The sequence below is a fragment of the Brasilonema angustatum genome, from assembly GCF_059505445.1.
This window is the reverse complement of the sequence record NZ_JCACKO010000148.1, coordinates 60,110-86,251: the sequence shown is the minus strand read 5'-3', so window position 1 is coordinate 86,251 and position 26,142 is coordinate 60,110. Positions and strand designations below refer to the sequence as shown.

Below are 26,142 nucleotides of genomic sequence, written 5' to 3'. Positions count from 1 at the left end.
GTTCACTGTTTGAAGGAGTTTATCTTAATCCAACATTTTGGGATCAATTCCCAAAGCGTCGAGTTGTTCAGGACTCAGGGAGCGTAACTTCTCTACAATTGTCTCGCGCTTGTGTCGTTCAACTTCAGCCTTTTGTCGTTCAACCTCAGCGCGTTCTTCACCTTAAGGAAGTAAATTTCCCTGTGCATCCGACCATCGTAACCAAGGTAGGTCTGCATTTTGATACCGCCCTTGCCAGATTCCTAATTCTACCGCCAATGGCGCAATCAGGTAATGTCCTCGTTCGTTGCATAATTTGAATTTGCTGCTCCTATAAAACTCTAGCAAGTCTTATTCTCAAGCTCTTTGGCATCTCGCCAAAGAGTTTTTTTATGACACAGAAGGATCTTCGGTTGTTTTCATCTTTTGTAAAAGCTGTTGAACTTGGTAAACTTTATCAGGTCTATTTTGTGCCTTAAAAATATTCAAAGCTTTGTTCACAGATGTCAACGCCTCATCTCGGTTGCCTTTTTGCCACAGCACTTGTCCTAGACTTGCTAGTGCATCAGCATATTCTGGGTTAATTTTTAGTGCTTTTTGAAACTCTGCAATAGCTTCTTCCCAGCGGCTTTGGCTAGCAAGAGCAATGCCCATCGCATTATGAGCAAGAGCATAGCTTGAATTGAGACGAATGGCTTGTTTGTATTCACCAATTGCTTCTTCGGCTTTTTCTTGTTGATAAAGGACATTCCCTAGTTGATAGTGTCCAAAAGCATCTTTGGGAAATTTCTTAGTTAACTTGCGTAAATTTTCCTCTGCAGCTGCGAAGTTCCCCTGACCATAAAAAACATTTGCTTCTTGAATGAGGCGCGATCGCTCTTGATCGTCGCGATCGCCTATTTGTGCTAGTATAAAATTGGTCTGTAATCTCCTATGACTCTGGGGTAACGCTGAGAAGCTATGGTCAGTAATAACAGAATCAATATTTTTTGGCGGTTCTGTAGTATCGGCTAATACTAATGGTAATGTATCAATAATAGATAAAAACCCCAGTATTATATAAATAAGAGGTTTAGCAAATACCGAATAAGTTAGACTTTTCAGGTTCATAACCCACATTACCTGAATAATTTATCGTTAATGGTTTTAGGGAAGCATATTCAGCATCAAGTAGAGTCAGCATATGCCGTTGAGAACATTTTACCTAAAATTTCCACTTTCAAAAATTAGTGCTAGATGAAATATCTTTGTCTATATGTGAAGCGATCGCCCTTGTTTTGCCAAGCTTGTTCCTCCGGCAACAGGCGGACTCAAAGTAGAAACTTTGGGTAATAAGGTGCTTAAAGGCGATCGCATTGCAAATATCATACTCTAGATAAAAATAGCTCGCTTCGCGAGAAAGTAGTTCAACTCAGATGACAAGCTAATTTACAAGTTCTCATAGTTGGTGAAAGACTAATTCCGTAACCCCCTTTTCATCCTGCCACAGGTACTGCAACACGAGATATACCTGCGCTGACTAATCAAAAAAGGGGGAGAAAAGAGCTTCCTTGAGCATCCGGGTTAGGTAAATCTGTCCACAGCAATTACCTACAGTGGCAATTGAAGACATATGAAATGAGAGTGAAAAATCTCCAACTGCATCCGCAACAAAGAAAACCTGTATATCTCTCATTAAAGCATCAAGTGCAGTAGCCATGCAGCCAATATGGCTGTAAACACCTGTGATAATTAACTGGTCTTTTTTCAAAGTTTTCAAGATATCTGCCAAATTGCTTTTGTAAAACGCACTGTATTTGTGCTTGACTATGATATGGTCACGGTTATTGTCAGGCTTAATTTCATCTACAACTTCGACATTGTCTTTTGTATTCGTCATCCCACCTCCCCAAAAGTCGTAAAGCAAACCACGTTCTTCAACATGCTCACAGGGACGACCAACCGTGTATATGACAGGTATATCGGTCGCGATACAAGTTTCCCTTACTACCTTTAGGTTCTCAATTAAAGGTCTACCCGGTGTTTCACCTTTAGCCAACAGAGGTTTAAGGTAGTATTTCTGCATATCATGAATTAACAGTGCTGCTCTTGAAGGCGCAACTTGCCATTGAACTCGGTTATGTTGCAGACATTCTATTCCAGGTAATTCATAGGGACGGCAACCTGAACTGAGTTTACTCATTTTAGTCCTCCAAATACAATTATTTATTTCGTTTGATAGATGCGCTTTGCTTAGATGGCAATGATGAGGCTATAGTGCTTCTTTCGGTGTCGGTGCATCTTTACTAATCAACCCTTGAACCTGTAACTCTGCCCAGAAGTCATCAGGGATTTTCTGCTCTAGTAGGCTAAAATTTTCGTTCACCTGTTCTAGTGTTGCAGCACCGGGTATGATAGCCGTGACTGCTGGGTGAGCCAAAGCGAATTGAGAGGCTGCTGCTTTCAACGAAACTTGGTGGCGATCGCACACAGCTTCTATACGACTTACTCGTTCAAGGATCTCCAATGGAGCATCTGCGTAATCATATTTAGCTCCTGGCTGTGCCCCTGTTGCCAGAATTCCACTGTTATAAGTACCGCCCAAAATAATGCCAATGTTCTTCTTCATGCATAAGGGGAAAAGTTCTCCCATTGCACTTTGGTCTAACAGGGTATAGCGACCAGCTAGCAAAAAACTGTCAAAGTCTCCCTCATGGGCGAATCTCACTAGCATCTCCCACTGCTTCATCCCGACGCTAATACCTCGGATAACGCCTTGAGTGCGTAATTTTTCCAAAGCCGGATATGCTGACTTAATAGCCTCATTGTAATGGTCGTCGGGATCGTGGATGTGCAAAATGTCAATGCGATCGCTCTTCAGACGGATCAGGCTTTCTTCAAATGAGCGCATGACGCCGTCATAGCTGAAGTCGAAGACTGGTCGAAAGGGGAGCGGATTGACGAAAATTTTCTTGCCACGATCATCACCTAAAGTTGGCACCAAGACACGACCTACCTTAGTAGCAAGTATAAAGTCTTCACGAGGGATTTGTGCTAAAGCCTTACCCAATCGCTCTTCGCTTTTGCCTGACCCGTAGAAAGGTGCTGTGTCGAACAAGTTTAATCCAAGCGTTAGGCTGCGATGGACTACTTCAAAGGACTGCTCTTCTGACATATCCTCATATAGCCCTCCCAGGGAAGTACATCCAAGCCCCAGACTAGTCACCAAAAGACCTGTCTTTCCCAGACTTTTCTTTTGCAATGAGTTCATTATCACTTTCCTAACTTGACACCTAGTAATTTTGCACAACTAGTAGCCTTTGAGATGAGTTCCGTTGATTCACTACTCAAAGTTGATCCCTTCTTTAACCCTCCTCCCACAATCATCTCGCCAACTTCGCTCTTTTCAAGATGGAAAATAGAACGGATAGATACCAGGCTTTCAAGACAACCGGGAGTTCTCAGAAAAAAGCAACCACCATAGTAACCACGAGTTCGACCTTCTAATTGTTTAATCACAAACTGTACGTGGTTATCATGTGTTCCTGTAGCCGGACTAGGCGTAAGATGTGCCAGAGTCGAGAGCATAGAGGTATCGCTGTGGTAAGGTTTTTCAAACATTGAGTGAAAGTGTGTGATTTCGTCAAATGCAAGCAAGTCAGAGTCCACCGTCAGTTCAAGTTTTCCAACTACGTTTTCTACAATGGACTGGAGATCATTTCGGGCAGCTTGATGCTCATTCATTAAGCTACTTTTGTCGAAATCTTTACCATTTTGGAAGGTTCCAGCAAGAATTTGAACTTGAAGTTTTGAGTCAGCAATAGAAATAAAGCGCTCCGGTGTACAGCTTATGAGATCCCAGTTGTGACTCTTCATTAAAAATCCCTGAGGAAAGAGAGTTTTAACACAATAGAGCCAGGAATTAACCAGTTCATCAGCATTAACACATACTGTCATGGGTACTGATACAACCAAATGGTCAATATCCAACTTTTGTCGAATTTCCAATCCCTGGGTGACTACTTTATTGATCTCTTTAAGTGTCTGCTCGTCAATTAGGAGATGATTTCTGCTTTCGTACTTAGGCAAACTGTCGTTGATGACGTCATCAGGAAGGAATTTTTCAGCATTTCCTGCTTGTATCACAAAAACAAGAGATTCTCCTCGAATTTGTTCCGAAATGAGAAATGAATCCGTTACCCAATCGAGTTTTTCGTCTAGAAGAGATTTGCACTCGGACCCTACAATACCTGAAGCGGTAAGATTGTGCTCTTCAAGCCACTTGTCTAGACATACTAACAGTTCACCCAGAGTTTTTGCATTGCTGGAATAATTCCTCAACTCCTCAACAGCGCCATGCGCTGTTACCTTTAACTGACAATCAATGTGCACTACCTCAAGAGTTAACAATGGTGATTCACATCGTACGGATGTTGTTTGAGTATGCCAAATCCACATTTTACAGAATCCTTGAAAGTTAATATAGAGTTAATAAGGATAGGATATGCACTGCCCTTAGGACATCGCGTTCTGGGTCTATTCATTCGCGGTTGCTGAACCCTTTGATATATTCCACCCAATTGAAAACCGCTGTAATTTTTAGGACTTACGCACCATCTGCTGTGAAACCCGGTTTATTCGTTCGTCTTTGGTTGCAAAACAGACGATTTTTGGTAGAAACTAGGTTTGTTTGCGTAAGTCCTGTTTTTCTAAAAATTATAAAAATTAGCCTCCAGCGCGAGCGGTAGTTGCGAGACCTTCTTGGATAAAGGTACTCATCAAAACCTTACGCAGAACGCGTTGGATTTGAAGATGCTTTCCAGGATTAACTTTTGTCAGTGTACGCAGCAACAAGTGAGACTCTCCAATATTCTCCACTCCATCCACCTGTGTGGCCTCAAGTATATCTGGGTAATCAGTTTTTAACTGCTCTCCCACCTCCTCAATTACTCTGTACACATCAGCTAAGTTGGAGTCATAAGCGACACTAACTTCGACCACCGCATAAATGTACTGTTTGGAGTAGTTGGTGATTGAACCAACCTCCCCATTGCGAATAATCTGCAATTGACCATTAGGATGCCTGACCCGAGTCGTTCTCAACTCAATCGCTTCTACAATCCCCTCAACATTTCTGTCTTGCACTTTCCCGGCTTCAATGTAATCACCTACCAAGTAATAGTTTTCAAACAGAATAAAGAAGCCAGAGACTATATCATTGATTAAATTTTGTGCCCCTAAACCCACAGCTATACCAACAATACCAGCACCCGCCAGTATGGGAGTGGGATCGATGTTGAGGGCATAGAGTACGCATATACCAGCACCGAAGTAAATGAAGTATTTTAAGAAACTACGGAATAGAGGAATAATCGTTAAATTTTTCTGCTTCTGAATTTCACTCAGATTTTCAGCGTTGGCCAGCCCCTCTTCAAGCAGCAAGTAGCTTACCTCGATAAGTATACGAGAAATGAAGACAATGGCGATGATCTGCACAAATTTGCCACCCCAAGGTGCTAGGCTGGCACTCAGGGGTATCTGCTGGACAACTAAGGTTGCGATGCAGATCCAAATCACAGATTCAACACATCGCTTGAAAAACGGAATCAGGTGTCTGAAGCGATCATAAAACTGAAGGATGTTGTCAGGGTTTGTGTATCTAATGGTTAGGGCGTCTAAGGTATCAATAATCGCATTGACTGCTTTGAGTATGATTTGCCCAACGCCAACAATTAGATAGATCCGCAGTAGGATATACAGATACTCAGAAACAACTGCTGGGAGTTTGAGATATTGAGCAGACAAAATCAAAGCCCACAGCCATATCCCATTACTGACAATTTTCTTGAGGGCGCGAAAGAAACGATCAATGCTTTGATCGTCGGCAGTGTTTTGTTCAAAATTCTTGGCACGAATTGAAGCAATATTGAGGACATAATGAACAACTTTTATAACAATCCCCGCCACTATCAAAGTCCCAATGCTTTGAAGGATGCCAATTCCTAAGTTTATCCAGAACTGCGGTGGCACACGGTAAATCAATCCCAGTGTGTATTGCTGAAGATTTTCACCGCGATAAATCAGAAAACCATTCAAACCGACAATCAGTATACACAGCACCAAACAAAGAAGTAGCAGCACCTTTGTTATGCTTCGCCGCACAGTTTTGATATTCCTTTCCTCGTTCCTAAGCATTGAAACTTTCGTTAGTCGCTTAGAGAACTTGTTAAAAAGCCAGTTCACCAAGAGGAAAACCAACACTACAAAGCTGACTTCAGCCAAGATTATTGCTATGTTCATGTCTGGACATATAATTTAAGTCAATTTAAATATGGCGTTGCTGAATTTGGGAATGAATTATGGTTGTAGCACGATGTTCATTTTCCTGTAACCTTGTAGAGACGTTGCATGCAACGTCTCTACATCAATGGGAATTTTAAAATTCATATCTTGATTCAGCAACGCCTTAAATATTTTGTGACAAAAACCTGTTGAATACATCAATAATATTGTGTGAGAAAAGATGATTACAGAATTTTGAGTTCCTCCAATGTCTCCACAAGCAGGTTTGCGCTTAAGTTCTTAGGTATATGCCCAGTCAAACGATAAGCTAATCCGCCGAACTTGATTGAAAACACAGTGAACAAAAGCTAGGAGAATGACTACTAGCCACCTTTGTCAGAGAAGGGCAAAACTTAATGCTGAGTTTTGTCTTTCTACTATCTTGATACACAAGATAAATTTTGTACTTTTTTTTATTCTGTGCTAATCTTCTCATAACGCTCACTTCTTAGACCACTGTATTTTTATTAAATCACTGTTGTAAAGCTTGTGTCAATTTCTCAAGATATAACAGTTACTATTACAACACCTCAACAGCACTTTTGTTTTCCTACTTTTTGTTTTCCTACTTTTCCTACTTTTGGGGGGCATCGAGCCAACCACTACGAAGAAAATATGAGAAATAAGTATTCAACAATTGGGCATTCACGCTTGGACAGACTATGGAACTATCATTCAGCGCAGTTTGCGTTGCAGAGCAACTCAGTTGTGGGTCTATTAATGGCTGAGATTGTTTTGTTGTCGCTAGTTCTTCTTGAGGCAACTTCTTGTTATAAAAAGGCAAAAGATGATATAAAGGATTTGTTTTAGAGCGGACAGCATGACTCAATTGCACTTGCCAATCTTGATAAGCAAGATATTCCATTGAATACCCCTTCTCGCGGATAAAATCAGCCAGTTGACTCCATGAACCTGGTTGAGGATTATTCAAGTGAAATGCTTTTTCTATAGAATCTTTCTGCCTTGATAAATACACAATACTTTGACTGAGATAATCCACAGGAGCTAAATCTAATCTGGAAGTGATGTCAGTCATGCTCCCCATTTGAATACAACCTTTAATGGTACGGCAAATGACATCATCTTTATACCAAGCACCTGACCTGCTATGCCCAGAAATAAATGGTGGTCTGTAAATAGAGACTGGAATTCCTCGATCGCGTGCGATCATAACTAACTTTTCTGCTACCCATTTACTCTGTGAGTAGGCAAGTTTCATTCCTTCACTATGAGTGAGTGAATGTGATTCAGTGACTATCTTTCCCCAATAAGCAGATGATTCAAAAACTGCAATCGTGGAAATGTAATGTACTGGCTTGATTTTGACCTTGCTGGCTAATCTGAGGATTTCCTGAGTTCCCAAAACATTGGTCGGTTTTAATGCTGAGTAGGGATAAACATAGTTGATCCAAGCCGCATTGTGATAAATCACATCAATTTGGCTACTCATCAAATCAAATTCTTGTGATGACAGACCTAAGTGTGGTTTAGATAAATCTCCTAAAACAGGGATAATTCTATTTGAGAAATCTTGATTCCAAATCTCGTAAAATTCCAAATTCTTTTGAATTCTGCTGATTGCTGAATCGGAATCAGCAGAACGTACCAGACAATAAATGTTCGCTTGAGTTTGCAACAGAAGTTCAGTAAGTAAGAAGGCTCCCAAAAAGCCTGTTGCCCCAGTTAAGAAAATAGAAGCTGGCTCACTGACAACTGAGTCAGGTGGATATTCTGGGACGATTGTCGAATCCAAAACAGCTTCTGAGTTTAAATCTGTTGCTAACTGAACTGATGAAGATTTTGAAGAATTTGTCTTCTTTGATTCTAATTGCTGAACTAATAAGTTTACGAATTGGTTGATATTGGAGTCGCCAAGAAACATTTCTATAGGTATGTCTACCGCGAGTTCAGTATCAATGCGGTTTTTGAGTTCAATATTCATCAGAGAATCAAGCTTCAGTTCGCTTAAAGGCTTCTCTGTATCTAGATGTTGAGATGAATCGATTCCTAAAACTTTTAAAAATTGTTTTTGAACGTAAGCAACTAATAGTTCTTGACGTTGAGTTAAAGAAGCTTCATCTAATTGTTGCAGGAACTCAAGTTGTTGCTCTAATGGTTGTTCTAATGGGGTTTGTTCTTTTATCTTTATCTGTTCTTGTTGAACTAAAAGCCGACGCAAAATTTTGCCGGAGGCTGATTTTGGAATTTCATCCACAATTTCAAGCCTACGGATAATTTTATTCGGTGCAACCTGCCCCGCGACAAACTCCATAATTTGCTGTGATGTCGTTTGATCTTTGAGGACAACAAAAGCTTTGGGAACTTCGCCACTACTCGGATGAGGACTGGGGATGACACAGGCGTCAGCAACAGCCGGATGAGTTAGCAATACTGCTTCTAGTTCTGCTGGTGCTATGGAGTAACCATTGCACTTAATCAATTCTTTGATCCGATCAACTATGTAAAAGTAGCCATCTTCATCTGCATAGACAACATCGCCTGTGTGGAACCAACCGTCTGAATCGATGGCGTTGGCGGTTGCTTCAGGATTATTCAAATATCCTTTCATCAACTGCGGTCCGCGTACCCACAACTCTCCTGGTTGATTGGGACCATTAGGCTGTTGGCTATCAACATCTATAATTTGACATTCCACATTTCTAAGACACTGACCTACTGAACCTGGTTTACTCTTGTAATATTCATCTGGAGCGTGCAGGTTCACACATGTTTCCGTCGTTCCATATATTTGCTTGACGACACAATCCGTGAGATACTTGTTACACTCTTGGATCAATTCACGGCTGAGCGGCGCGGCTGAAGAAGTCAGCACCTGCAAGCTGGAAAGATCGTATTTATCTACGACTGACTGCTTTGCCAAAGCCAACACAATTGGCGGCACAATATGGGTACGAGTAATTTTATGCTTCTGGATGCGGCTTAAAAACGTTTCTAAATCGAAGCTGGGCATTGTCACAATAGTGGCACCGCAGGAAAGGCTGTAACTCAACATCAGCATGCCGTAGGCATGAAAAAACGGCAAAATTCCGATGACTGTATCAGTCGAGTTAATCGGTTCGCAGTTTTGGAATTCGTGAAGATTTGCACCAAACGTGTAATGGGTATGCATCACACCTTTAGGCAAACCAGTGGTGCCACCAGAGTATAGCAGGACAAGCAAATCTTCTTGTGGGTCGATTTCTACGGATGGTACTTTGCCTGAACCTTCTAAAAGTACAGAAAATGGGGTTACCCCAGCCGCCGAACCAAAGACAAATACTTCTTTTACCTTGGATTGAGCGATTGCTTCTAATGCCACAGGGACAAGCGAGGGTATTGTGACCAGATATTTTGCACCAGCATCATTGAGTTGGTATGCAAGCTCTTTAGCTGTATAGGATGGGTTAACTGTGGTGATCACACCGCCTAAACTTGCAACGGCATGGAAGGCGATCGCATATTCGGCAATATTTGGGCTGTAAATCGCGAAAACATCACCCTTGCAGAAGCCACGCGCCGCCAAACTAGAAGCAACTCGACTGATAGAGTCTGCTAGTTCTCCATAAGTCACTATGCGATCGCTGTGCCCTTCTATGAAGGCTGGTTTCAGCGCTAATTCTGTCGCTCGTTGCAATACAAATTCTGTCAGTGGCTGCTCAGGTATAGAAATATCAGGATATGGACTGCGAAAGATCATCGAATTTGATTATTGAGTCTTCGTGTATACTACAAAATTATTAATTTTTTTTATCAATAATGGAAAGAAAATCAAGAGTGAACCATCCGCAAAGGTACGCAGATAAATATCTATCTTCTTTGGATGAGCACCACTCTAAAAGCTGGATTTTAAGTGGTTAAAATGCATATTTGACAATGTGTTATCCCTCTCAATATATCAAAAACAAAATAAACATACAAGGACAGTTAAGACACTTAAGCAGACACTTAAGATACTGAATTTGAAACTACGGTTGCGAGCACTTATTGAGAAAATAAAAATAATTATTGTGCAAAAAATAATATCTGGTAGTACGATAACGAGTATTAAAACATCCTAGAAAAAGGAGAAAATGAATGACTACTGATGCAACCCGCCAGATCATAGGACAGTGGGTCTACAAATACACGCTAAATTTTAAGCAGCCACCCCAAGGGGCAATAGAAGCCTTTGCAAAATCACTGCTCATCGCAGCTAAGGGAGATAGCGTCATCTCACAAGCAGAAAGAGACTGGGTGGTTGGCTTAACCGCAGCAAAAGGAGCATCAGAGGAATTAATCGAAAAGCTAAAAAATTACGCAGCCGATGAGGATATAGAGCAAGTGCTCTCAAAAGATTCTATAGCTGACGGCGCAAGAGAAGCACTGCTTTATACTGCCATTGAAGCTTCTGCTGCTGATGGTGAATACAACGATGGTGAGAAAGCATCTGTACGCAAAATTGCAGCCAAGTTAGGAGTTTCTGAGGATGTGGTGAAACAACTAGAGGCTCATTATGAAGAGGAGAAGGCTCTATTCAAAAAGAAAATTAAGACACTCTATCCCAATGGGCATGCTTCGCTTTATGACGATAACGGTAATTGACAGAATTGAGTTTCTTTTCCTCTGAAGAAGGATGATGGCATCCGCTTATTTGTACGACTGCTGTACGCACCGAATTCAACAGTAATGACACAGATCCCCGACTTCTCGCGAGAAGTCGGGGATCTTGTTTGTCACGTAAGTGCAATTAGAACATTTATAAGACAATACGGTTCAGATAAGACCAAAACCCTTGTGATGACAATGGTTTGGGAATATGTATCTGTCGCATTCTTTTTTCAAAGTGGTATAACTTTTGCCAAACTCTCTGCGCAAAGAAGGGCGATCGCCAACAATTCAATCTTTAGAAACTTGCTTAATCATCCACAATTTGTTACAAAAGTACAGAGAACTTCTATAAACTTAAACTAGATGCTAGGCGGACTTACTGGTTTAACAGATCCTAAAGGCGCTGACTGGGGCGAGCGGATGCTCAACACTGTCGCCAGCCAAACGATTCGCCACTTGTTCTCTCAAAGCGAGTCAGTGGAAGTCTCTGTTCGCTGCAATCCTTCAAGTAAACTTTTGCAGGGCAGCATCGATAGCTTCACAATGAAAGGTCGTGGCTTAGTTATCCGCAGACAATTCGCTGCTGAAGAACTTTCTGTAGAAACTGATGCCGTTGCCATTGACTTTAGCTCCGTTTTGAGCGGTAAGCTGCGCCTGAAGCAACCGACTCAAGCTATTGCTCAAGTTGTTCTACTAGAGGCAGGCATCAACCAATCTTTTAAAGCAGAATTGGTGACAAAGCGCTTAGAAAATCTTACTACACCAGCACTGACAGCGTTATCTGGTGGTCAACCAGTCTCTTTTCCCGAAGTTCAAGTAAAGTTATTGCCTCAAAACCGATTGCGAATTTTAGCAAAGGCAGATTTAAACAATGGTGAAGTTGTACCGCTGAATATGACTGTCACTATAGGTATTGAACGACGGCGACGTGTTAGTTTTAAAAACCCAGAAATTGATCTTGACGAAGTACCAGAAGCACAAAAGGAAATCTCACAAACCTTGAGTCTAGCGCTGGTGGAAATTTTAGATAATATGGTGGATTTAGACCGCTTTGATTTGGATGGGGTGAAAATGCGTCTTAATCGTTTAGAAACAGAGGGTGAACGGCTCATTTTTAGTGGCTATGCAGAAATTGAGCGTATCCCCAAAAATCCCTGATTTTCATTTATCTTCATCTGCTGGACGCAGAGTCTCCAAAATAGCGATCCCAGGCACAGCCTGGGAACGAGAAATTAAGTGTTGAGTTAGCGACCAATACCCACGTACTGGAAACCTGCTCTAATCATTGTCTCGGGATCAAGAAAATTACGACCGTCAATCATCACAGGGTGGCTCATCAACTGTGCCATTTTCGCGTACTCCAAGTTTTTGAACTGCTCCCATTCGGTTACAAGCACCAAGGCGTCACAACCATCAGCAAGTCTTTCAGCATCCGTTTCTACCAACACACCAGAAAGACCATGACGCATACCTGTTTGAGAAACAATTGGGTCGTATGCCTTAACTCTAGCTCCCAATCTATTCAACTGCTCAATAACATTAAGTGCTGGAGCATCCCGCATATCATCGGTATCAGGCTTGAAAGTTAAACCCAGCAATCCGACAGTTTTTCCTTTAAGGATTTTCAGGGTTTGCTGGAGTTTTTCTATGGCAAGTAACCGCTGGCGTTCATTCACACTCACAGCAGCTTTGAGTAATTGTGTCTCGTAACCGTAATCATCGGCGGTGTGAATAAGTGCAGAAACATCTTTGGGGAAACAAGAACCACCCCAACCAATACCAGCGTTTAAGAACTTGTTACCAATACGGGAATCTAAACCGATACCTTTTGCCACTTGAGTGACGTCAGCACCAACGCGATCGCAAATATTTGCAACTTCGTTAATAAAACTAATTTTCGTTGCCAAAAAAGCATTAGCAGCATATTTAATCATCTCCGCTGAACTCAAGTCTGTTACCAGCACTGGTACTGGGGATAGAGATGGATCAGCTGCAAACTTGCGCTCAACAATCGGGGCATACAGTTCTTGCATCATGGCGATCGCCCTTGAACTGTTGCCTCCTAATACGATACGGTCAGGATTGAAAGTATCATAAACAGCCGATCCTTCCCGTAAAAACTCGGGATTACTGACAACATCAAATTTAGCTGTAGTCTCAGGTAACTTATCGTAGCTTGGCGCTCCACCTGCGGTGATCAGTGTATTTTGGCGTTCGGCTATGCCATCTAAAACAATCATCCGCACCCAATCTCCTGAACCAATGGGCACTGTAGATTTATTCACAATCACCTTATACCCACCGTTTAAATGGGCACCAATACCACGGGCAACTGCTTCAACATAGCGGGTATCGCTTTCCCCTGTTGGTAAAGGTGGCGTTCCCACAGCAATAAATAAAATTTCTCCGTGGGCTACTCCTGCAGCTAAGTCTGATGAGAACTCAATCTTACCGGTATGAATAGCAGACTGCATAATGTCTGACAGTCCAGGTTCAAAGATAGGCGACTGCCCGGACTTCATTATTTTGACTTTCTCTTCGTTGTTATCTATACAAACAACATCATGCCCGATGTGAGCTAAACATGCACCTGTGACCAGACCTACATAACCAGTACCGATGACGCAAACACGCATTTTGTGCTATTCCTCGCTTTTAGGGGTTAATTTTTTACAAGATATTTTCCGTTTTGAAGTCCTGAGTATCAAGCTCACCGAATAAGTACTCAGGAGATATCGCCCTTGTTGCATCAAGGGGTTTCCTTTCGTTGGAAGGTTAGGAGTTACGGGGTGCCACACGCTCGCGGAAATCTTCTATAGTCAGCTTTAACCCCTGTTGCAAAGGAATGCTAGGTTCCCAATTTAACCAAGTTTTTGCCCTTGTAATGTCGGGACGGCGGCGACGTGGATCGTCAGAAGGTAATGGTTCAAACTTGATCTGTGCGTCGGGGTTCACCAAATCTTGTACTGCTTTGGCCAATTCTAAAATCGTATACTCATCAGGATTTCCCAAATTGACGGGACCAACGTATTCGTTATTCATCAGTCGTATCAGTCCGTCTACCAAATCTGATACGTAACAAAAACTACGGGTTTGCAAACCCTCTCCATAAACGGTTAAAGGAATACCCCGCAACGCTTGAACGATAAAGTTGCTGACAACTCGACCATCGTTTTCTAGCATTCGAGGTCCATAAGTGTTAAATATGCGGGCTACCCGAACATCGACTTTATTTTGTCTGTAATAATCAAATGTCAAAGTCTCAGCAATTCTTTTGCCTTCGTCATAACATGAGCGAATTCCAATAGGATTAACGTTACCCCAGTATTCTTCGCTTTGAGGATGAACTTCTGGATCTCCGTAGACTTCACTCGTAGAAGCCAACAAAAACCGTGCCTTCACACGTTTAGCCAACCCCAGCATATTTAACGTCCCCATAACGTTAGTTTTGACTGTTTTCACGGGGTTGTACTGGTAATGTACTGGGGAGGCTGGACAAGCCAGATGGAAAATTTGATCAACTTCCAAGCGAATTGGTTCAGTAATGTCATGGCGGATCATTTCAAAGGAAGGATGATCTAACCATTTGAGTATGTTCCGTTTGTGTCCTGTGTAAAAGTTATCCAAGCAAAGGATATCGTGCCCACCAGCTATTAATCGGTCGATTAGATGGGAGCCAATAAACCCAGCACCGCCCGTTACCAAAATTCTCATAGTTCCCCAATTACCTACAGATATTTGCAGTAGTGATTGCGCTTGTCTTCAGATGACCCAGCCTTGAAACCAAAGTACACTACTAGTGTCTCATTGATAAGGTTTTGTTAAACTTAGCAGTTTACCCATAAATGCTTTTTTGTTATCTTTGCATCTTTTTGCTTCAATTTTTTTGATTGTGAGTCACAAATACCTTTGTTTACACTAGAAAAATAGCAAAATCATCGCAAAAATGTAAGCTGTTTCGCAATATTTCACCGAATCTTTAAAATTATAAAGTTTTTCGTAGATATTCAAAGTTTTTACTTACGTAAAGCAGGTCAAATTTTAACCATAAAAGAACTAAATCAGCTAACTAAAACAAGCTTTACCTTATATTTGGAGTTTAGACTAATTTTGGCTTTCAAACCGCCAAACCCTTATCCAGAGTGCCTTTTCCAATTTATAACCGCTTTTGGATTTCAAAATCTAAAATGCATGCTATACAAGGGTTGTAGCCTAAAAAATAGAATTTAGTCTAAACTCCAGTTATATAGCGTGTGAATTCTGTACAACTGAGTGGAGAAGTTAGAATCTATGCTCATGTCCACAGTCTTTGATGCCTCAATTTTTCAATTAAGGGGGTCACCAATCTTTCTTCAATGACATTCTGGATTCTGAGTTTTGTGTTCTGCGTTGTTGTTCATAGAAGAGAAAAACTTTTCCGTTTCATTTTTGTAGTCTTATGAATAGGCGGGAAAAGTGGGAAGAGTAAGTTTTATAGATTATGGCGCTTGTTGAAGTTTTGTTCTTTGAATTAATACCAAGTTTAATTATTTTATGAGTTAAAAAATCAAATGCCTACCAGTTTCATATATAGCAGTCCTAAATGAGATTGTAAATTGTCCCATGAGGGCAGGGAACGCTTAACGCTTAACGCTTAACAGGGAACAGAAATTGTTTATAAATGATTTAGAATTGCTATAGATCTTGGTGAAATCGACAATTTTTGAAGGGTTCTTTGAGGATAACAGTCAAAAATGAAAAAGAACTCTTCTTCTTAACTGAACTGTATCGACATATAGCACTCATATTTGATTTTTGAAAAAACTCAGTACATTTTATATTAAGCAAGAGTTAAGCGTTAAGCGTTCCCTATCTCAACTAGTAAGTTCATAAATCAAACCGGATTCCTATATAACCATGTTGAATTACACAATCCCTTCTGACATAGCAGCTGTGGTAGTACTGGTAACTTCAGTGGGTACAAGCAGAGCTTCAGTACGTTGAGGTTCTCCTAGCATAACAATTGAACAGGTGAGTTGCTTAGCTAATTGAGTTGTGACATCGCTAATAGCTAATCCTCCGGGAACAGTGCGATTACGTACAAAAGGTAATACGACTAAGTCATATAGTCGCGCTGCTTGCAAAATCGCTTGAGCAGTATTTTCATGAGGTATGATTTGGATTTCTGGTGGATTTTGCAGTGCTAATCTAGAAATCAGTAAAGATAGTTGCGATCGCCTCCAAGCAATCTTGCTTGAACTAGTACGTCGCTCGCAGACATTTAGTACGGTAACTTGAGCTTGATTTGCATCTGCTAAAATCTGGGCAAATTTTATAGGCTGCAATGAAGGTGTCATCAAATTTTCCAGTGGTACCAAGATGCGCTGAAATTTTTTTGGTGATTCTACCAGACGTGTGACTGCTACTGGACAATGGGATGCCCACAAAACGTTATCAATAACATTACCAAATAAACGTGCTTTGAATCCAGTACGTTTACCCCAACCCATAATAATCAAACTAGCTTTTTGTTCTCGGGAAGCCCTACTAATTCCTTGGGCAAAAGCATCGTCAATTCTTAGCAATGGTTGTGCTTCGACTCCCAAGACTTCACTTAGTGCGGTGGCTTTTGCCAGTAACCGGTGACTTCTTTGCACAGAAGCGTCTAATTGGGGTGCATCCATATGAGCAAAAGCGGTTGCGATCGCTAGTGGTATAATTTTGCCATGAGACTGTCGTGCCAATAGCGCGGCCATTTCAATCAGGTACTGTTGTGTTTGAGGATTATGGACAGGAACGACTATAGTGTATGAGCTATCGTTTTCTTCTTGCTTCTGGTAAGCTGGGTTGACACTCCGTGGCTCCTTAATTCCTGAGGAGATTAAACCTGCGGCGACTCGACTGGTTATAAATGGTCCCAAGGTTGAAGTAATCAGCATAAGGACAATAATGCTACTTAATATCCTAGAATCAAGCATTGCAGCTCGATATGCCACAAAGGTTGCTCCTAACGTTGCACCCACTTGAGGTACAGACAGCGACCACATTGTTAGCGTTTCTTGCCAGTTGTAGCGATAAATGAGTTTTGCCAAAAAAGCAGCTATAAATTTACTTGCTACTAAAGCGATGATAAGAAAAAATGTTAGCTGTAAGGTATCAATGCTTTGTAAAAAGGCAGGCACATTAATCAATAACCCAAGGTTCACAAAGAAGATGGGAATAAACAATACACTCCCAACAAACGTGACCTTTTCTTTAACTGGACCTTCTCCCACTGTTTCATTAACAGCCAACCCTGCGAAAAAAACTCCAACAATTTTTTCTACTCCAATCAATTGTGCTCCCACAGTAGCAAGAAAAACACACAGCAGCACAAACAGAAACTGATTGCCCTCTTCATCACCAGAATTCCGAAAAAATTGTTTACCTGCCCAATCAAAACCTACTAAAACGACAATTGAGTAGAGTGTTAATAAAGTTACCAATGTCATCAGCCGCTCAAAGCTGAATGATCCACCTTTCATTGCTATACAGATAGCTAATACTAACAAAGCAGCAATATCAGTAAAAATAGTGGATCCAATAGTAACAGTTATCGCTTTGTTATTGACCACACCCAAACGACTAAGAATGGGATATGCCAAAAGGGTATGAGATGCGAACAAAGAACCAATTAATATTGACGAATTCCAGTCAAGGTCAAAAAACCGCCCAAGAAAAGTTCCCACGACTAAAGGAACCAAAAAGCTCAAGCTGCCAAATCCCAACGATTGATTTTTTGTGCGACGAAACTGCTGTATATCTATTTCTAAGCCTGCGACAAACATTAAGTAAACTAACCCAATATTTGATAGCACAGGCATTATCGCCGATTCTGTGTTTAATAAATTCCAGCCGTGAGGACCAAGCACGACTCCCGAAAGTAGCAAACCCACTAATCCTGGTAGTTGCAACCGCTCAAACAGGATAGGCAGGACTAAAATAACTACCAGTAATATCACAAACGGAACGATTGGTTCCTTCGCGAAAATTTGGGAAGTTGGTTCCAACGCAAGAACTTGTGAGATGAGTTCCATAGGTAGGACGCAGAAGTGGGGATAGTGAGGCTTTGATTACTTAAGCCTAATCGGTGAATCTATTCAACTGCAAAAGTCACCCCAACGAAAAAATCAAAAAACCAAAGCTTGGCTACCAAAACGATGATTGATTACTTAACAAACTACTTATGGATGGATCTGGCTCAATATGAACCGTAAGCGATCGTAATCATCTTTAAGCAATACGCTCAAGGTACGTCCGGCTTTGATTATCCATTGTCGATCAGCTTTGCGTAACTGATAAACCTCTCGAATGGCAGCTGCAGTTAAAGATTCTACAGGAGCACCATTGACAGAAAGTAGTGTTTGCAAAAAATTTAGTTCTTCGGAAAACTTAATAATTGCTTCGCTTTCACATCGGAAAACCGCTTGATGAACTTGTGGGGGACGAGGAGGCAGATACTGAAACACCCGAGCATTTGAAAAATGAGCATTTGGTGGTTGCTCAAATCCTACAATTGCAGCACGAAACTCTGTTTTTAGCATAGCAAATATCTGGGGTTGTTCCTCTCGCAAGTCTTGTAGTGACAATCCTAATGCGACTGCCCGATGTACGGAATCCACGGGCATAGTTGTTGCAGAATAGACCACAGCATAAATTTGATTGCCTGACTCCTCATCAACTGAACGTACCCAGCTGCCAAACGGAGGCATTGAGGGAAAGCTCAAATCATCAGGTTCCAAACACTGAGCTAAAAATTCGCAACTAGAAGTCTCGATAACCTCCGCAATATGATTTGGATGGCGATCGCTTCTATCAAACTGTGGTAGAGGAAGGCGCATAAGCAATTCAAAAACAGAATTTAGCAATTCCTGAGTCAGAAGTCACAAGTCAGAACGCAATGAATCAGAGGAAGAAAACGCCACTGTCTTGTTGACTACTCAATCAAAAATTCAGCTAGCTTAATAAAGCTGTACTGTACTAGAGAGCATCTACAAGTAGCGAAACCCGATACCAGTCGCCTCAACGAAGGGAACCTGCGCACAGCACTGGCTCCCCATAGGGCTACCTCCTCCTGACTAACAGGTGCAAGCTTGTTTAACTAATGACTAATGACTAATGACTATTTAGCTTTCTTGCGTCCTGCTGTGGTTTCTACAACTTCTAATTCCGAGAGGCGAAAGGTAACGAGTTTATCCCAGTTTCCACCTTCAAACAGGACAGCAACTTTGCCATCACTCAGGCGTTGCACAAGTCCTTCAAAACGATAGTAGGTGTCTTGTGGATTTTTGACGCGAACAGTTGCTCCTGGTAAGATCATCATCTTTTCCCTTGGTTGTTTCCTGTTAATAGCTTAATCTTTCTCAAGCTAGGTTTGTATTGTATTAGTACTATTTACTCATGCTATTGATGAATCATGATAATTTGGGCGAGTATAGCCCACTCCTACAAGGAGTGGGACAGACAGTCGCTGCTTTCGGCTGAGTTTCAACAACTAATACTTCTGCCGTTGTCGAAAATTTGCGACCGATTCTACCAGCCCCAAGGCAATGAAGTTTGTTAGCATTGCCGAACGACCATAACTCATCCAAGGAAGGGGAATTCCTGCCACTGGTGCTAAACCAACGGTCATACCAATGTTAACAATCATCTGAAACACAATCATAGACAAAACACCTGCAGCAAGCAAAGAGCCAAAGTTATCTTTGGCAGTTTGAGCAATATGTAATAGCCGGTGACAAATGAAGCAGAAGATAACCAATACGACTAGACAGCCAATAAAACCAAATTCTTCGCCTACAGCGGAGAAGATAAAGTCTGTGTGCTGTTCAGGGACAAAATTTAATTGAGTCATAGGACCTTTGAAAAGACCCCATCCCGACAATTCACCAGCACCAATAGCAATGCGCGATTGAATCAGGTGATATCCTGCGCCTAGAGGATCGTGTTCAGGATTCATAAATACAGTCAGTCGGTCTTTTTGATACTCCTTCAAAATATGGTTCCACGCAAATATACCTAATTCTCCACCCAAAATGTTAAGAGCGATCGCGCCTATACCGCCAATGACGTTTTGTTTCCTAGGCAGAGTTAAAAAGCCAACCAGTCCCATAGTAGCTGACCAGATTAACCCTAAGGCTGTTAGGGATATTTGATTAAACAAAACTATCGGTTGTTCAGATAACGGCCAAGATATGCTGAACAAAATAGCTGCAATAATCGGAGAAACGAGTAGTATTAACCAGCCGGGATGGGCATTTGCCCAATACAACATTCCTAAGACAATCGCACCAAAGACCAATGATGTTGCTAAATCTGGCTGTAAGAAGACCAATCCCCAAGGTACAGCGGTGATTGCCAATGCCCGAAAAACATTATCAAGATTAGAAGCAGTGCGCTTGTGTAACAGTACCGCTAGGGTGATAATTAATCCTAATTTGGCAAATTCTGAAGGTTGTACGGCAATACCAGCGATGTTAATCCACCGTTGTGCTCCTTTAGCACTATGACCAACTACCATCACGGCGATCAGGCTCAAGTTGGTGATGGCGTAAGTTACCCAGTGCAATTGAATCAGGTGTTCGTAACGGCTTCTAGCAATAAATACAGCAATAATTAAGCCAATGGCTCCCATGAGCCAGTGCCACCACCAATCAGTGAGTCCCTGATTCAACTCCGTACTGCGGATCATGATACCGCCAAAGATGGTGAGAGCAATTGGTAAACAAAATAACAGTAAATCTACTTGCTGCCAAGGTTTGACCCAGAACTTCCAACGAAGTCTAGGAAGCGAACGTTTTACCAACATTGTATGCGTTTACACTTTAAGTATGAGATTTTAAATTAAAATAACCTAAAATCTGTATTCCAGCCTGAGCAACTCCAACCAGGCAAAAATTTGAATTTTTTTGTCAGGTTATGTCAAAGCAGCAACTGATACTTTGCCAGCAATTGTCAGGGCGATCGCCTTTAATGCCTGGGCACTAGGGGATTCTGGTTCGGCAATAACCACTGGTACACCTTTGTCACCACCAATTCTAGTAGAAATCTCCAGTGGTACGCACCCCAGCAACGGCACTCCTAACTCAGCGGCTGTCTTGGAGCCACCGCCGGAACCAAAAATGTCATACTGCTTATCTGGCATATCTGGTGGAATAAAATAGCTCATATTTTCTACTATTCCTATGATGGGCACATTCATCTGCTGGAACATTCGCAAGCCCTTTCGAGAATCCAGCAGTGCTACATTTTGGGGTGTGGTGACAATGACTGCTCCCACCATTGGCACTGCTTGGGCTAGTGTCAGTTGAGCATCGCCTGTTCCAGGTGGCATATCTACAATCAGATAGTCTATTTCTCCCCATTCCACTTGGTAGAGAAACTGGCGAATGACTCCATTGAGCATTGGTCCACGCCAAATGACTGGCTGATCCCGGTCGATTAAAAAGCCCATTGAGACTAATTTGACGCCGTAATTGAAAGCAGGTTCCAGAATTTCGCCTTTGTCTGTTGAACGCACTATCATCTCGGCTTCACCCAGTCCTAGCATAGTGGGATCGTTAGGACCATAGATATCAGCATCTAGCAAACCAACCTTCGCCCCAGTTTGAGCCAACGCAACTGCGACATTCACAGCAACCGTACTTTTGCCAACGCCTCCTTTGCCACTGGAAATTGCAATTATATTCTTAACTCCAGCAATACCAGTGCGATCGCTTAAAGGTTTCTGTTGCGGTGTTTCGGCTGTCACCTCTACAAAGACTTCTTTGACTCCTGGAAGTTGTTTCACAGCTTTTTGGCAATCTTCTACGATAAATTCACGCAAAGGACAGGCTGGAGTTGTTAACACCAAGGTAAAGCTAACCTTGCTTCCCTCAATTTTGACGTTGCGAATCATGTTCAGATCTACCAGACTTTTACGCAGTTCTGGATCTTGCACTGGTTGCAACACTTTTAGGACTGAACGAGTATCAAGGACATCGTACATAATGTTTTTAGTCTTTTGATTGCAATAATTTTTAACAAAACGTCTTGTTATCTACTAAAATCTTAACTTTTAGCGACTCTTCATCGTTCGTAATCTCAAGTTAATAGGCAGTTATCTGTAGTCGGTGAGTCAAAAGTCAGTCACTTTTTGTTCATGACTTATGACTCATGACTAACAATCAAAACAACCATCTTTGAGAGATTTTCGCTTTCTGGATACCGCTTGTAATGTTGCTTCCTCAACTGCTTGGACTAGGGCTCGTGCTACGCGATCCGCGTAGGGACGAGAAAAAGACCAAATTAAAGGCGACAACCAACCACGTAGCGTTACAGAATATGACAAACAAGTGCCACAGACAGTAGATTCTACTTTATAAGTCACCCGTTCTTCTACACCAGGAATTGCTAGTACTCTGACACTGAGTAACTCCCTAGGATTGACGCGTTCTACAAAAATGCGAATGGGAATTGGCGACAAGCGTGTAACCGCTTGATAGATGAGTCCAGGTTTGGGTACTAATCCATATGGAACGTTAGTGCTTTTGAATAATGGATGCCAAGAAACATCTGCTATATCAACCACTTTTTGCCAAAGTTCATCCACAGAAGCAGAACTGATTTCTCGGTAAGTCCGCACCAGAGAAAGGCAAAACCGACGACGTTTGCGCTGGACGAATTTGGATAACCAAGCTCGCATTTTCCTATTCCTCCTCCCTACACCTTTTGTGGTAACTCTGGCACGGTCAACATTTGCGTTCAGTCCTTGCATTAAACTTTTTCAAAATTATCCTCGGCATAGTAAGTCGCCATTTCATATATACGCTAATTTGATCAGTGAAGTGTAACTGAGACTTTTTCATTAACTTTCATTAATAAATATGCTCTTTGAGTCCGGGAATATCAATGTACATTCGCCTTTGGGGGTTGTCTGAGGCTAGGAAACATCGCGCATTATTTTCAAATCCTGGCTCATAACTCGATTATCACTCTAGCGTGTTGATTTCGGCAGCGAAAAGAAGATTCGACATAGGGCGGTCTTGTTGAACTGCTTGGTTAGTGACGCTGTGAGCAAAAATGCTCTCAGCAAAAAACAACTTTATTCATATATATCAATCAGCGCCCCCTGCGGATATGGTCAGAAATTTTTCTTTGGATAGAAGTTGAAATTTTTCAGGTGGAAAGTGCTTATAGACTTATTTGCCAGAGTGTTGTATTCATCCTAGAACTTTACATAAACATAAACAACTTGAAAAAAATCAATAAAAGCACAAGCACACACCCATTTGAGGGAAAATAGCTATCTGTAGTCATGTGCGTCAGTCGTCATTAATGCTTGACTATATTTTCATTGAGCAATTTTAGCCTGCTTTCTGGTGTCAGTTGCTCAGAAATTTTCAGTTGAAAAATTCTTGCTTTTACCAAAATTGTAATAAACGGTTCTTGAGTCTATGATGACCAACTCCCAAACCCCAACAATGCGGGCAGAATCTACTCAAACTCTACCAACTGACGCCAAAGCCAGAGTCAGTCGGTTCATGAAACAGTTACAAGACAAAATTACTCAAACGTTGGCAGAACTGGATGGTGTGGGGAAATTTCAAGAAGATGCGTGGGAACGCCCAGAAGGAGGCGGAGGGCGATCGCGCATTCTGCGTGAGGGTGCAATATTTGAGCAAGCTGGGGTCGGTTTTTCGGAAGTTTGGGGTTCCCATCTACCACCTTCAATCTTAGCGCAGCGCCCAGAGGCAGCAGGGCACGGTTTTTATGCCACAGGCACCTCAATGGTATTACATCCACGTAGTCCTTATGTACCAACCGTTCACCTCAATTATCGCTATTTTGAGGCAGGTCCAGTGTGGTGGTTCGGTGGCGGTGTAGATTTAACCCCTTATTACCCCTTTGCCGAAGATGCAATCCATTTCCATAAAACACTCAAGCAAGCGTGTGATGCTCATCACCCAGAATATTACCCGGTGTTTAAACGCTGGTGTGATGAATATTTCTACCTAAAACACCGTGGAGAAACGCGGGGTATTGGCGGACTGTTTTTTGATTACCAAGAAGGTCGGGGTTCTTTGTATCGGGGTCCTGAGAATGATAGTCCAGCAGCTAGTTACAGTAACCAAATCGGTACACTAGAACCACGGAGTTGGGAAGAACTGTTTGCTTTTGCACAAGAATGTGGTGATGCCTTTTTACCGGCTTACGTACCAATTGTCGAAAGGCGACACAAAATGGAATATGGCGATCGCGAACGAAATTTTCAACTGTATCGCCGGGGAAGGTATGTAGAATTCAACTTAGTGTATGATCGAGGCACGATTTTTGGATTGCAAACCAACGGACGCACTGAGTCAATTCTGATGTCTCTACCACCCTTAGTCCGCTGGGAATATGGTTATCAACCTGAACCAAACTCTCCTGAAGCCGAGTTGTACGAAATCTTCCTCAAACCTCAAGACTGGGTAAACTGGATACCAAGTAGTCCGAAATCATGAGTTCCAAGAAGTGAAGTATTAATCATCTGCAACTCTAAATTCCCTTGAGAGGCTAAATACGAAAATTCTACACTCAGTATTCACCACTCACCACTCACCACTTCTTTAGTGAGTTAGACTACTAAAGAGAAGCACTTAGCAATAAATATGACAGTTAATGCTGTAGCTTTTTAATCATAAGCTACAGCATCAGATAAACCTGTTGCAGGTTTGCGTTCCTCACTCAGTCTGGAACTTATTCCAGTAGTGAAAAGGAGGAAAAGAGTCGCAAAAACAAGGGTTTGGCTTTGACCATGTGTTTTGGCGAAACTATACCGTAGTCTCTTTATAGAGGAGTGTCAAGGGAAGGTTCAGTGATATATTACATAGATCAAAAAACTTATACTACCCAAGAGGGCAACAGTGTTACCGTTTTAACACCGACTGGTCGCTTGGATATAACTACTGCTTGGCAATTTCGTCTGAAGTTGCAAGAGTGTATTTCCAAACTCAGTCGTCATCTTGTAGTGAATCTCAGTCAAATCAATTTCATAGATAGTTCTGGTCTGACCTCTTTAGTGGCTGGAATGCGCGATGCTGATAAAGTTAAAGGCAGTTTTCGCATTTGTAATGTGCATCCAGAAGCAAAACTAGTGTTTGAAGTCACCATGATGGATACAGTTTTTGAAATCTTTGAAACCGAGGAGGAGGCTTTAGAAAGTGAATCTGGTAGTATTGCTAGCTAATATTGGTAGTTAGTACTCAGTTGCATTCAAAGATAGTAGGTGGGATGAGGATCAAAGGAGGGACACAAGAAACAACGGAGGGAAGAATATTTTCCCACACTCCCACACTTCCCCATTTCTAAATACTATTTGGTGAATGCAACTTGGTATCAGCAACAGAAGAATCTCCACGTCACAACTCAGTACTGTTCTCTCTTTGTATAGCAGTAAGGACCTAAAAGTGCTCCCCAGGTGGCTTTTCCAGTCGTGGGGTCAATTCCTTTGTCGTAGCTGAGAAATTTATCATCACTGACCTCAAAGCCCAAGGAAACTTGGATGATATTACCACCGACACTAAAGCAGCAACAAGTGTCTGGAGGTGGGGTAGCGTTGAACTTATAACTATTGGGGGCTAATAACTCCTGGGTAAGGTTAAGCACACAGCCCGGTAGTAACTCTAAATGATTGGGTGTCAATGTGTTGAGTAAAGCAGGATTTTGACCAGCACCAATCAGAGTACTTGGGTCTTTGATCATATAGTACTGGATTTTTAAAGCTACATCAGGGTCACTTCCTTGCAAAATCCGCATAATCCGCTGGCGGTAGGGTCGCTCTAGGTTGACAATATTGGCTTGTTCAGCAAATATGGTAACGCTGTCTTCTGAAAAAAGAGGGACAAGTCTGTGCCACAAACGAAGGTGAACGTACCAAACAGGCTCTGCAACAGCTTGTTCTCGATTATCAAATTCACCAGATAGATAATTAGCAAGGGAAAGTAGTTGTGCTGGAAAAGTCATAGGTGTCATGTTCACGATTCCATGCCAGCAATTTAGTTGTGAAATGTTGTGAATTGTTGCTATGATTACAGCTTACACCTTGTGTGATCAAAGAATTGCACACCATAAAAGTAATTTTGGCACTGTAGTTTTCGCTGAGACAGGCTTCTTTGGAGGACCTGCCGACCTAAGTGAGTCCTGAGCACTTTTGCGCTAGCCCCCTAAGGGGGCTAGCGTGACCGTTAGGCACGGGATCTGAGTCCTATGGCGCAG

General features: G+C 41.9%; 19 protein-coding genes and 1 pseudogene. 4 read left to right on the top strand and 16 right to left on the bottom strand.

All coding sequences use genetic code 11. The features are described from left to right. Positions 1-24 precede the first annotated feature (24 nt). The 7 genes and pseudogenes from AC5JM2_RS30940 to AC5JM2_RS30910 all read right to left on the bottom strand — a co-directional run. Positions 25-288, bottom strand: a pseudogene (locus AC5JM2_RS30940) (Uma2 family endonuclease); the annotation flags it as partial. Between the two features lie 81 nt (positions 289-369). Continuing rightward, complete coding sequence (locus tag AC5JM2_RS30935; RefSeq protein WP_495839202.1) at positions 370-1,089, bottom strand: tetratricopeptide repeat protein; 720 nt, start codon at positions 1,087-1,089, stop codon at positions 370-372. Positions 1,090-1,498: 409 nt separating this feature from the next. Beyond that, positions 1,499-2,161: an isochorismatase family protein gene (locus AC5JM2_RS30930; protein ID WP_495839200.1), complete on the bottom strand. Its 663-nt coding sequence runs from the start codon at positions 2,159-2,161 to the stop codon at positions 1,499-1,501. Between the two features lie 69 nt (positions 2,162-2,230). Then, complete coding sequence (locus AC5JM2_RS30925) at positions 2,231-3,229, bottom strand: aldo/keto reductase (RefSeq protein WP_495839198.1); 999 nt, start codon at positions 3,227-3,229, stop codon at positions 2,231-2,233. Positions 3,230-3,231: 2 nt separating this feature from the next. Next, on the bottom strand, positions 3,232-4,416 hold the full coding sequence (locus tag AC5JM2_RS30920; protein ID WP_495839196.1) for a chorismate-binding protein: 1,185 nt from the start codon (positions 4,414-4,416) through the stop codon (positions 3,232-3,234). Positions 4,417-4,683: 267 nt separating this feature from the next. Continuing rightward, positions 4,684-6,258 (bottom strand): mechanosensitive ion channel family protein, encoded by a 1,575-nt coding sequence (locus AC5JM2_RS30915; RefSeq protein ID WP_495839194.1) that lies wholly within the window; start codon positions 6,256-6,258, stop codon positions 4,684-4,686. Between the two features lie 616 nt (positions 6,259-6,874). Continuing rightward, positions 6,875-9,997, bottom strand: coding sequence for a thioester reductase domain-containing protein (locus AC5JM2_RS30910; protein WP_495839192.1), 3,123 nt, complete (start codon positions 9,995-9,997; stop codon positions 6,875-6,877). A 377-nt stretch (positions 9,998-10,374) separates the two neighbouring features. Here AC5JM2_RS30910 and AC5JM2_RS30905 point away from each other — a divergent pair, with 377 nt between their 5' ends. Then, positions 10,375-10,881, top strand: a complete 507-nt coding sequence (locus AC5JM2_RS30905) for a TerB family tellurite resistance protein (RefSeq protein ID WP_495839190.1) — start codon at positions 10,375-10,377, stop codon at positions 10,879-10,881. Between the two features lie 369 nt (positions 10,882-11,250). Further along, on the top strand, positions 11,251-12,045 hold the full coding sequence (locus tag AC5JM2_RS30900; protein WP_495839188.1) for an LmeA family phospholipid-binding protein: 795 nt from the start codon (positions 11,251-11,253) through the stop codon (positions 12,043-12,045). An 86-nt stretch (positions 12,046-12,131) separates the two neighbouring features. Here the strand turns inward: AC5JM2_RS30900 and AC5JM2_RS30895 are convergent, their stop codons facing one another. The 8 genes from AC5JM2_RS30895 to AC5JM2_RS30860 all read right to left on the bottom strand — a co-directional run bounded on the left by AC5JM2_RS30895 (position 12,132) and on the right by AC5JM2_RS30860 (position 22,588). Continuing rightward, positions 12,132-13,523, bottom strand: coding sequence for a UDP-glucose dehydrogenase family protein (locus tag AC5JM2_RS30895; protein WP_495839186.1), 1,392 nt, complete (start codon positions 13,521-13,523; stop codon positions 12,132-12,134). Between the two features lie 139 nt (positions 13,524-13,662). After that, positions 13,663-14,601, bottom strand: a complete 939-nt coding sequence (locus AC5JM2_RS30890; protein WP_495839184.1) for a UDP-glucuronic acid decarboxylase family protein — start codon at positions 14,599-14,601, stop codon at positions 13,663-13,665. Between the two features lie 1,190 nt (positions 14,602-15,791). Continuing rightward, positions 15,792-17,942: a cation:proton antiporter domain-containing protein gene (locus AC5JM2_RS30885; protein ID WP_495839183.1), complete on the bottom strand. Its 2,151-nt coding sequence runs from the start codon at positions 17,940-17,942 to the stop codon at positions 15,792-15,794. 147 nt (positions 17,943-18,089) lie between these two features. Next, entirely contained in the window at positions 18,090-18,746 is a 657-nt protein-coding gene (locus AC5JM2_RS30880) for an HAS-barrel domain-containing protein (RefSeq protein ID WP_495839181.1), read from the bottom strand. Between the two features lie 281 nt (positions 18,747-19,027). Next, positions 19,028-19,225: an NAD(P)H dehydrogenase subunit NdhS gene (locus tag AC5JM2_RS30875; RefSeq protein WP_169264406.1), complete on the bottom strand. Its 198-nt coding sequence runs from the start codon at positions 19,223-19,225 to the stop codon at positions 19,028-19,030. Between the two features lie 174 nt (positions 19,226-19,399). Further along, complete coding sequence (gene rodA / locus AC5JM2_RS30870) at positions 19,400-20,713, bottom strand: rod shape-determining protein RodA (protein ID WP_495839179.1); 1,314 nt, start codon at positions 20,711-20,713, stop codon at positions 19,400-19,402. A gap of 108 nt (positions 20,714-20,821) precedes the next feature. After that, positions 20,822-21,892, bottom strand: a complete 1,071-nt coding sequence (locus AC5JM2_RS30865) for an Mrp/NBP35 family ATP-binding protein (RefSeq protein ID WP_495839177.1) — start codon at positions 21,890-21,892, stop codon at positions 20,822-20,824. Between the two features lie 171 nt (positions 21,893-22,063). Continuing rightward, complete coding sequence (locus tag AC5JM2_RS30860; protein WP_495839175.1) at positions 22,064-22,588, bottom strand: SRPBCC family protein; 525 nt, start codon at positions 22,586-22,588, stop codon at positions 22,064-22,066. Between the two features lie 751 nt (positions 22,589-23,339). Between AC5JM2_RS30860 and hemF the strand changes: the two genes are divergently transcribed. Next, positions 23,340-24,389: an oxygen-dependent coproporphyrinogen oxidase gene (gene hemF, locus AC5JM2_RS30855; RefSeq protein WP_495839173.1), complete on the top strand. Its 1,050-nt coding sequence runs from the start codon at positions 23,340-23,342 to the stop codon at positions 24,387-24,389. Between the two features lie 356 nt (positions 24,390-24,745). Then, positions 24,746-25,114: an STAS domain-containing protein gene (locus AC5JM2_RS30850; protein WP_495839259.1), complete on the top strand. Its 369-nt coding sequence runs from the start codon at positions 24,746-24,748 to the stop codon at positions 25,112-25,114. A 179-nt stretch (positions 25,115-25,293) separates the two neighbouring features. Here the strand turns inward: AC5JM2_RS30850 and AC5JM2_RS30845 are convergent, their stop codons facing one another. Beyond that, positions 25,294-25,890 (bottom strand): chromophore lyase CpcT/CpeT, encoded by a 597-nt coding sequence (locus tag AC5JM2_RS30845; protein ID WP_495839257.1) that lies wholly within the window; start codon positions 25,888-25,890, stop codon positions 25,294-25,296. Positions 25,891-26,142 lie beyond the last annotated feature (252 nt).

Bases quoted from the DNA above. Each gene is read 5' to 3' on its own strand.
- AC5JM2_RS30935 (WP_495839202.1), bottom strand. From the start codon at position 1,089: ATGAACCTGAAAAGTCTAACTTATTCGGTATTTGCTAAACCTCTTATT.
- AC5JM2_RS30930 (WP_495839200.1), bottom strand. From the start codon at position 2,161: ATGAGTAAACTCAGTTCAGGTTGCCGTCCCTATGAATTACCTGGAATA.
- AC5JM2_RS30925 (WP_495839198.1), bottom strand. From the start codon at position 3,229: ATGAACTCATTGCAAAAGAAAAGTCTGGGAAAGACAGGTCTTTTGGTG.
- AC5JM2_RS30920 (WP_495839196.1), bottom strand. From the start codon at position 4,416: ATGTGGATTTGGCATACTCAAACAACATCCGTACGATGTGAATCACCA.
- AC5JM2_RS30915 (WP_495839194.1), bottom strand. From the start codon at position 6,258: ATGAACATAGCAATAATCTTGGCTGAAGTCAGCTTTGTAGTGTTGGTT.
- AC5JM2_RS30910 (WP_495839192.1), bottom strand. From the start codon at position 9,997: ATGATCTTTCGCAGTCCATATCCTGATATTTCTATACCTGAGCAGCCA.
- AC5JM2_RS30905 (WP_495839190.1), top strand. From the start codon at position 10,375: ATGACTACTGATGCAACCCGCCAGATCATAGGACAGTGGGTCTACAAA.
- AC5JM2_RS30900 (WP_495839188.1), top strand. From the start codon at position 11,251: ATGCTAGGCGGACTTACTGGTTTAACAGATCCTAAAGGCGCTGACTGG.
- AC5JM2_RS30895 (WP_495839186.1), bottom strand. From the start codon at position 13,523: ATGCGTGTTTGCGTCATCGGTACTGGTTATGTAGGTCTGGTCACAGGT.
- AC5JM2_RS30890 (WP_495839184.1), bottom strand. From the start codon at position 14,601: ATGAGAATTTTGGTAACGGGCGGTGCTGGGTTTATTGGCTCCCATCTA.
- AC5JM2_RS30885 (WP_495839183.1), bottom strand. From the start codon at position 17,942: ATGGAACTCATCTCACAAGTTCTTGCGTTGGAACCAACTTCCCAAATT.
- AC5JM2_RS30880 (WP_495839181.1), bottom strand. From the start codon at position 18,746: ATGCGCCTTCCTCTACCACAGTTTGATAGAAGCGATCGCCATCCAAAT.
- AC5JM2_RS30875 (WP_169264406.1), bottom strand. From the start codon at position 19,225: ATGATCTTACCAGGAGCAACTGTTCGCGTCAAAAATCCACAAGACACC.
- rodA (WP_495839179.1), bottom strand. From the start codon at position 20,713: ATGTTGGTAAAACGTTCGCTTCCTAGACTTCGTTGGAAGTTCTGGGTC.
- AC5JM2_RS30865 (WP_495839177.1), bottom strand. From the start codon at position 21,892: ATGTACGATGTCCTTGATACTCGTTCAGTCCTAAAAGTGTTGCAACCA.
- AC5JM2_RS30860 (WP_495839175.1), bottom strand. From the start codon at position 22,588: ATGCGAGCTTGGTTATCCAAATTCGTCCAGCGCAAACGTCGTCGGTTT.
- hemF (WP_495839173.1), top strand. From the start codon at position 23,340: ATGATGACCAACTCCCAAACCCCAACAATGCGGGCAGAATCTACTCAA.
- AC5JM2_RS30845 (WP_495839257.1), bottom strand. From the start codon at position 25,890: ATGACTTTTCCAGCACAACTACTTTCCCTTGCTAATTATCTATCTGGT.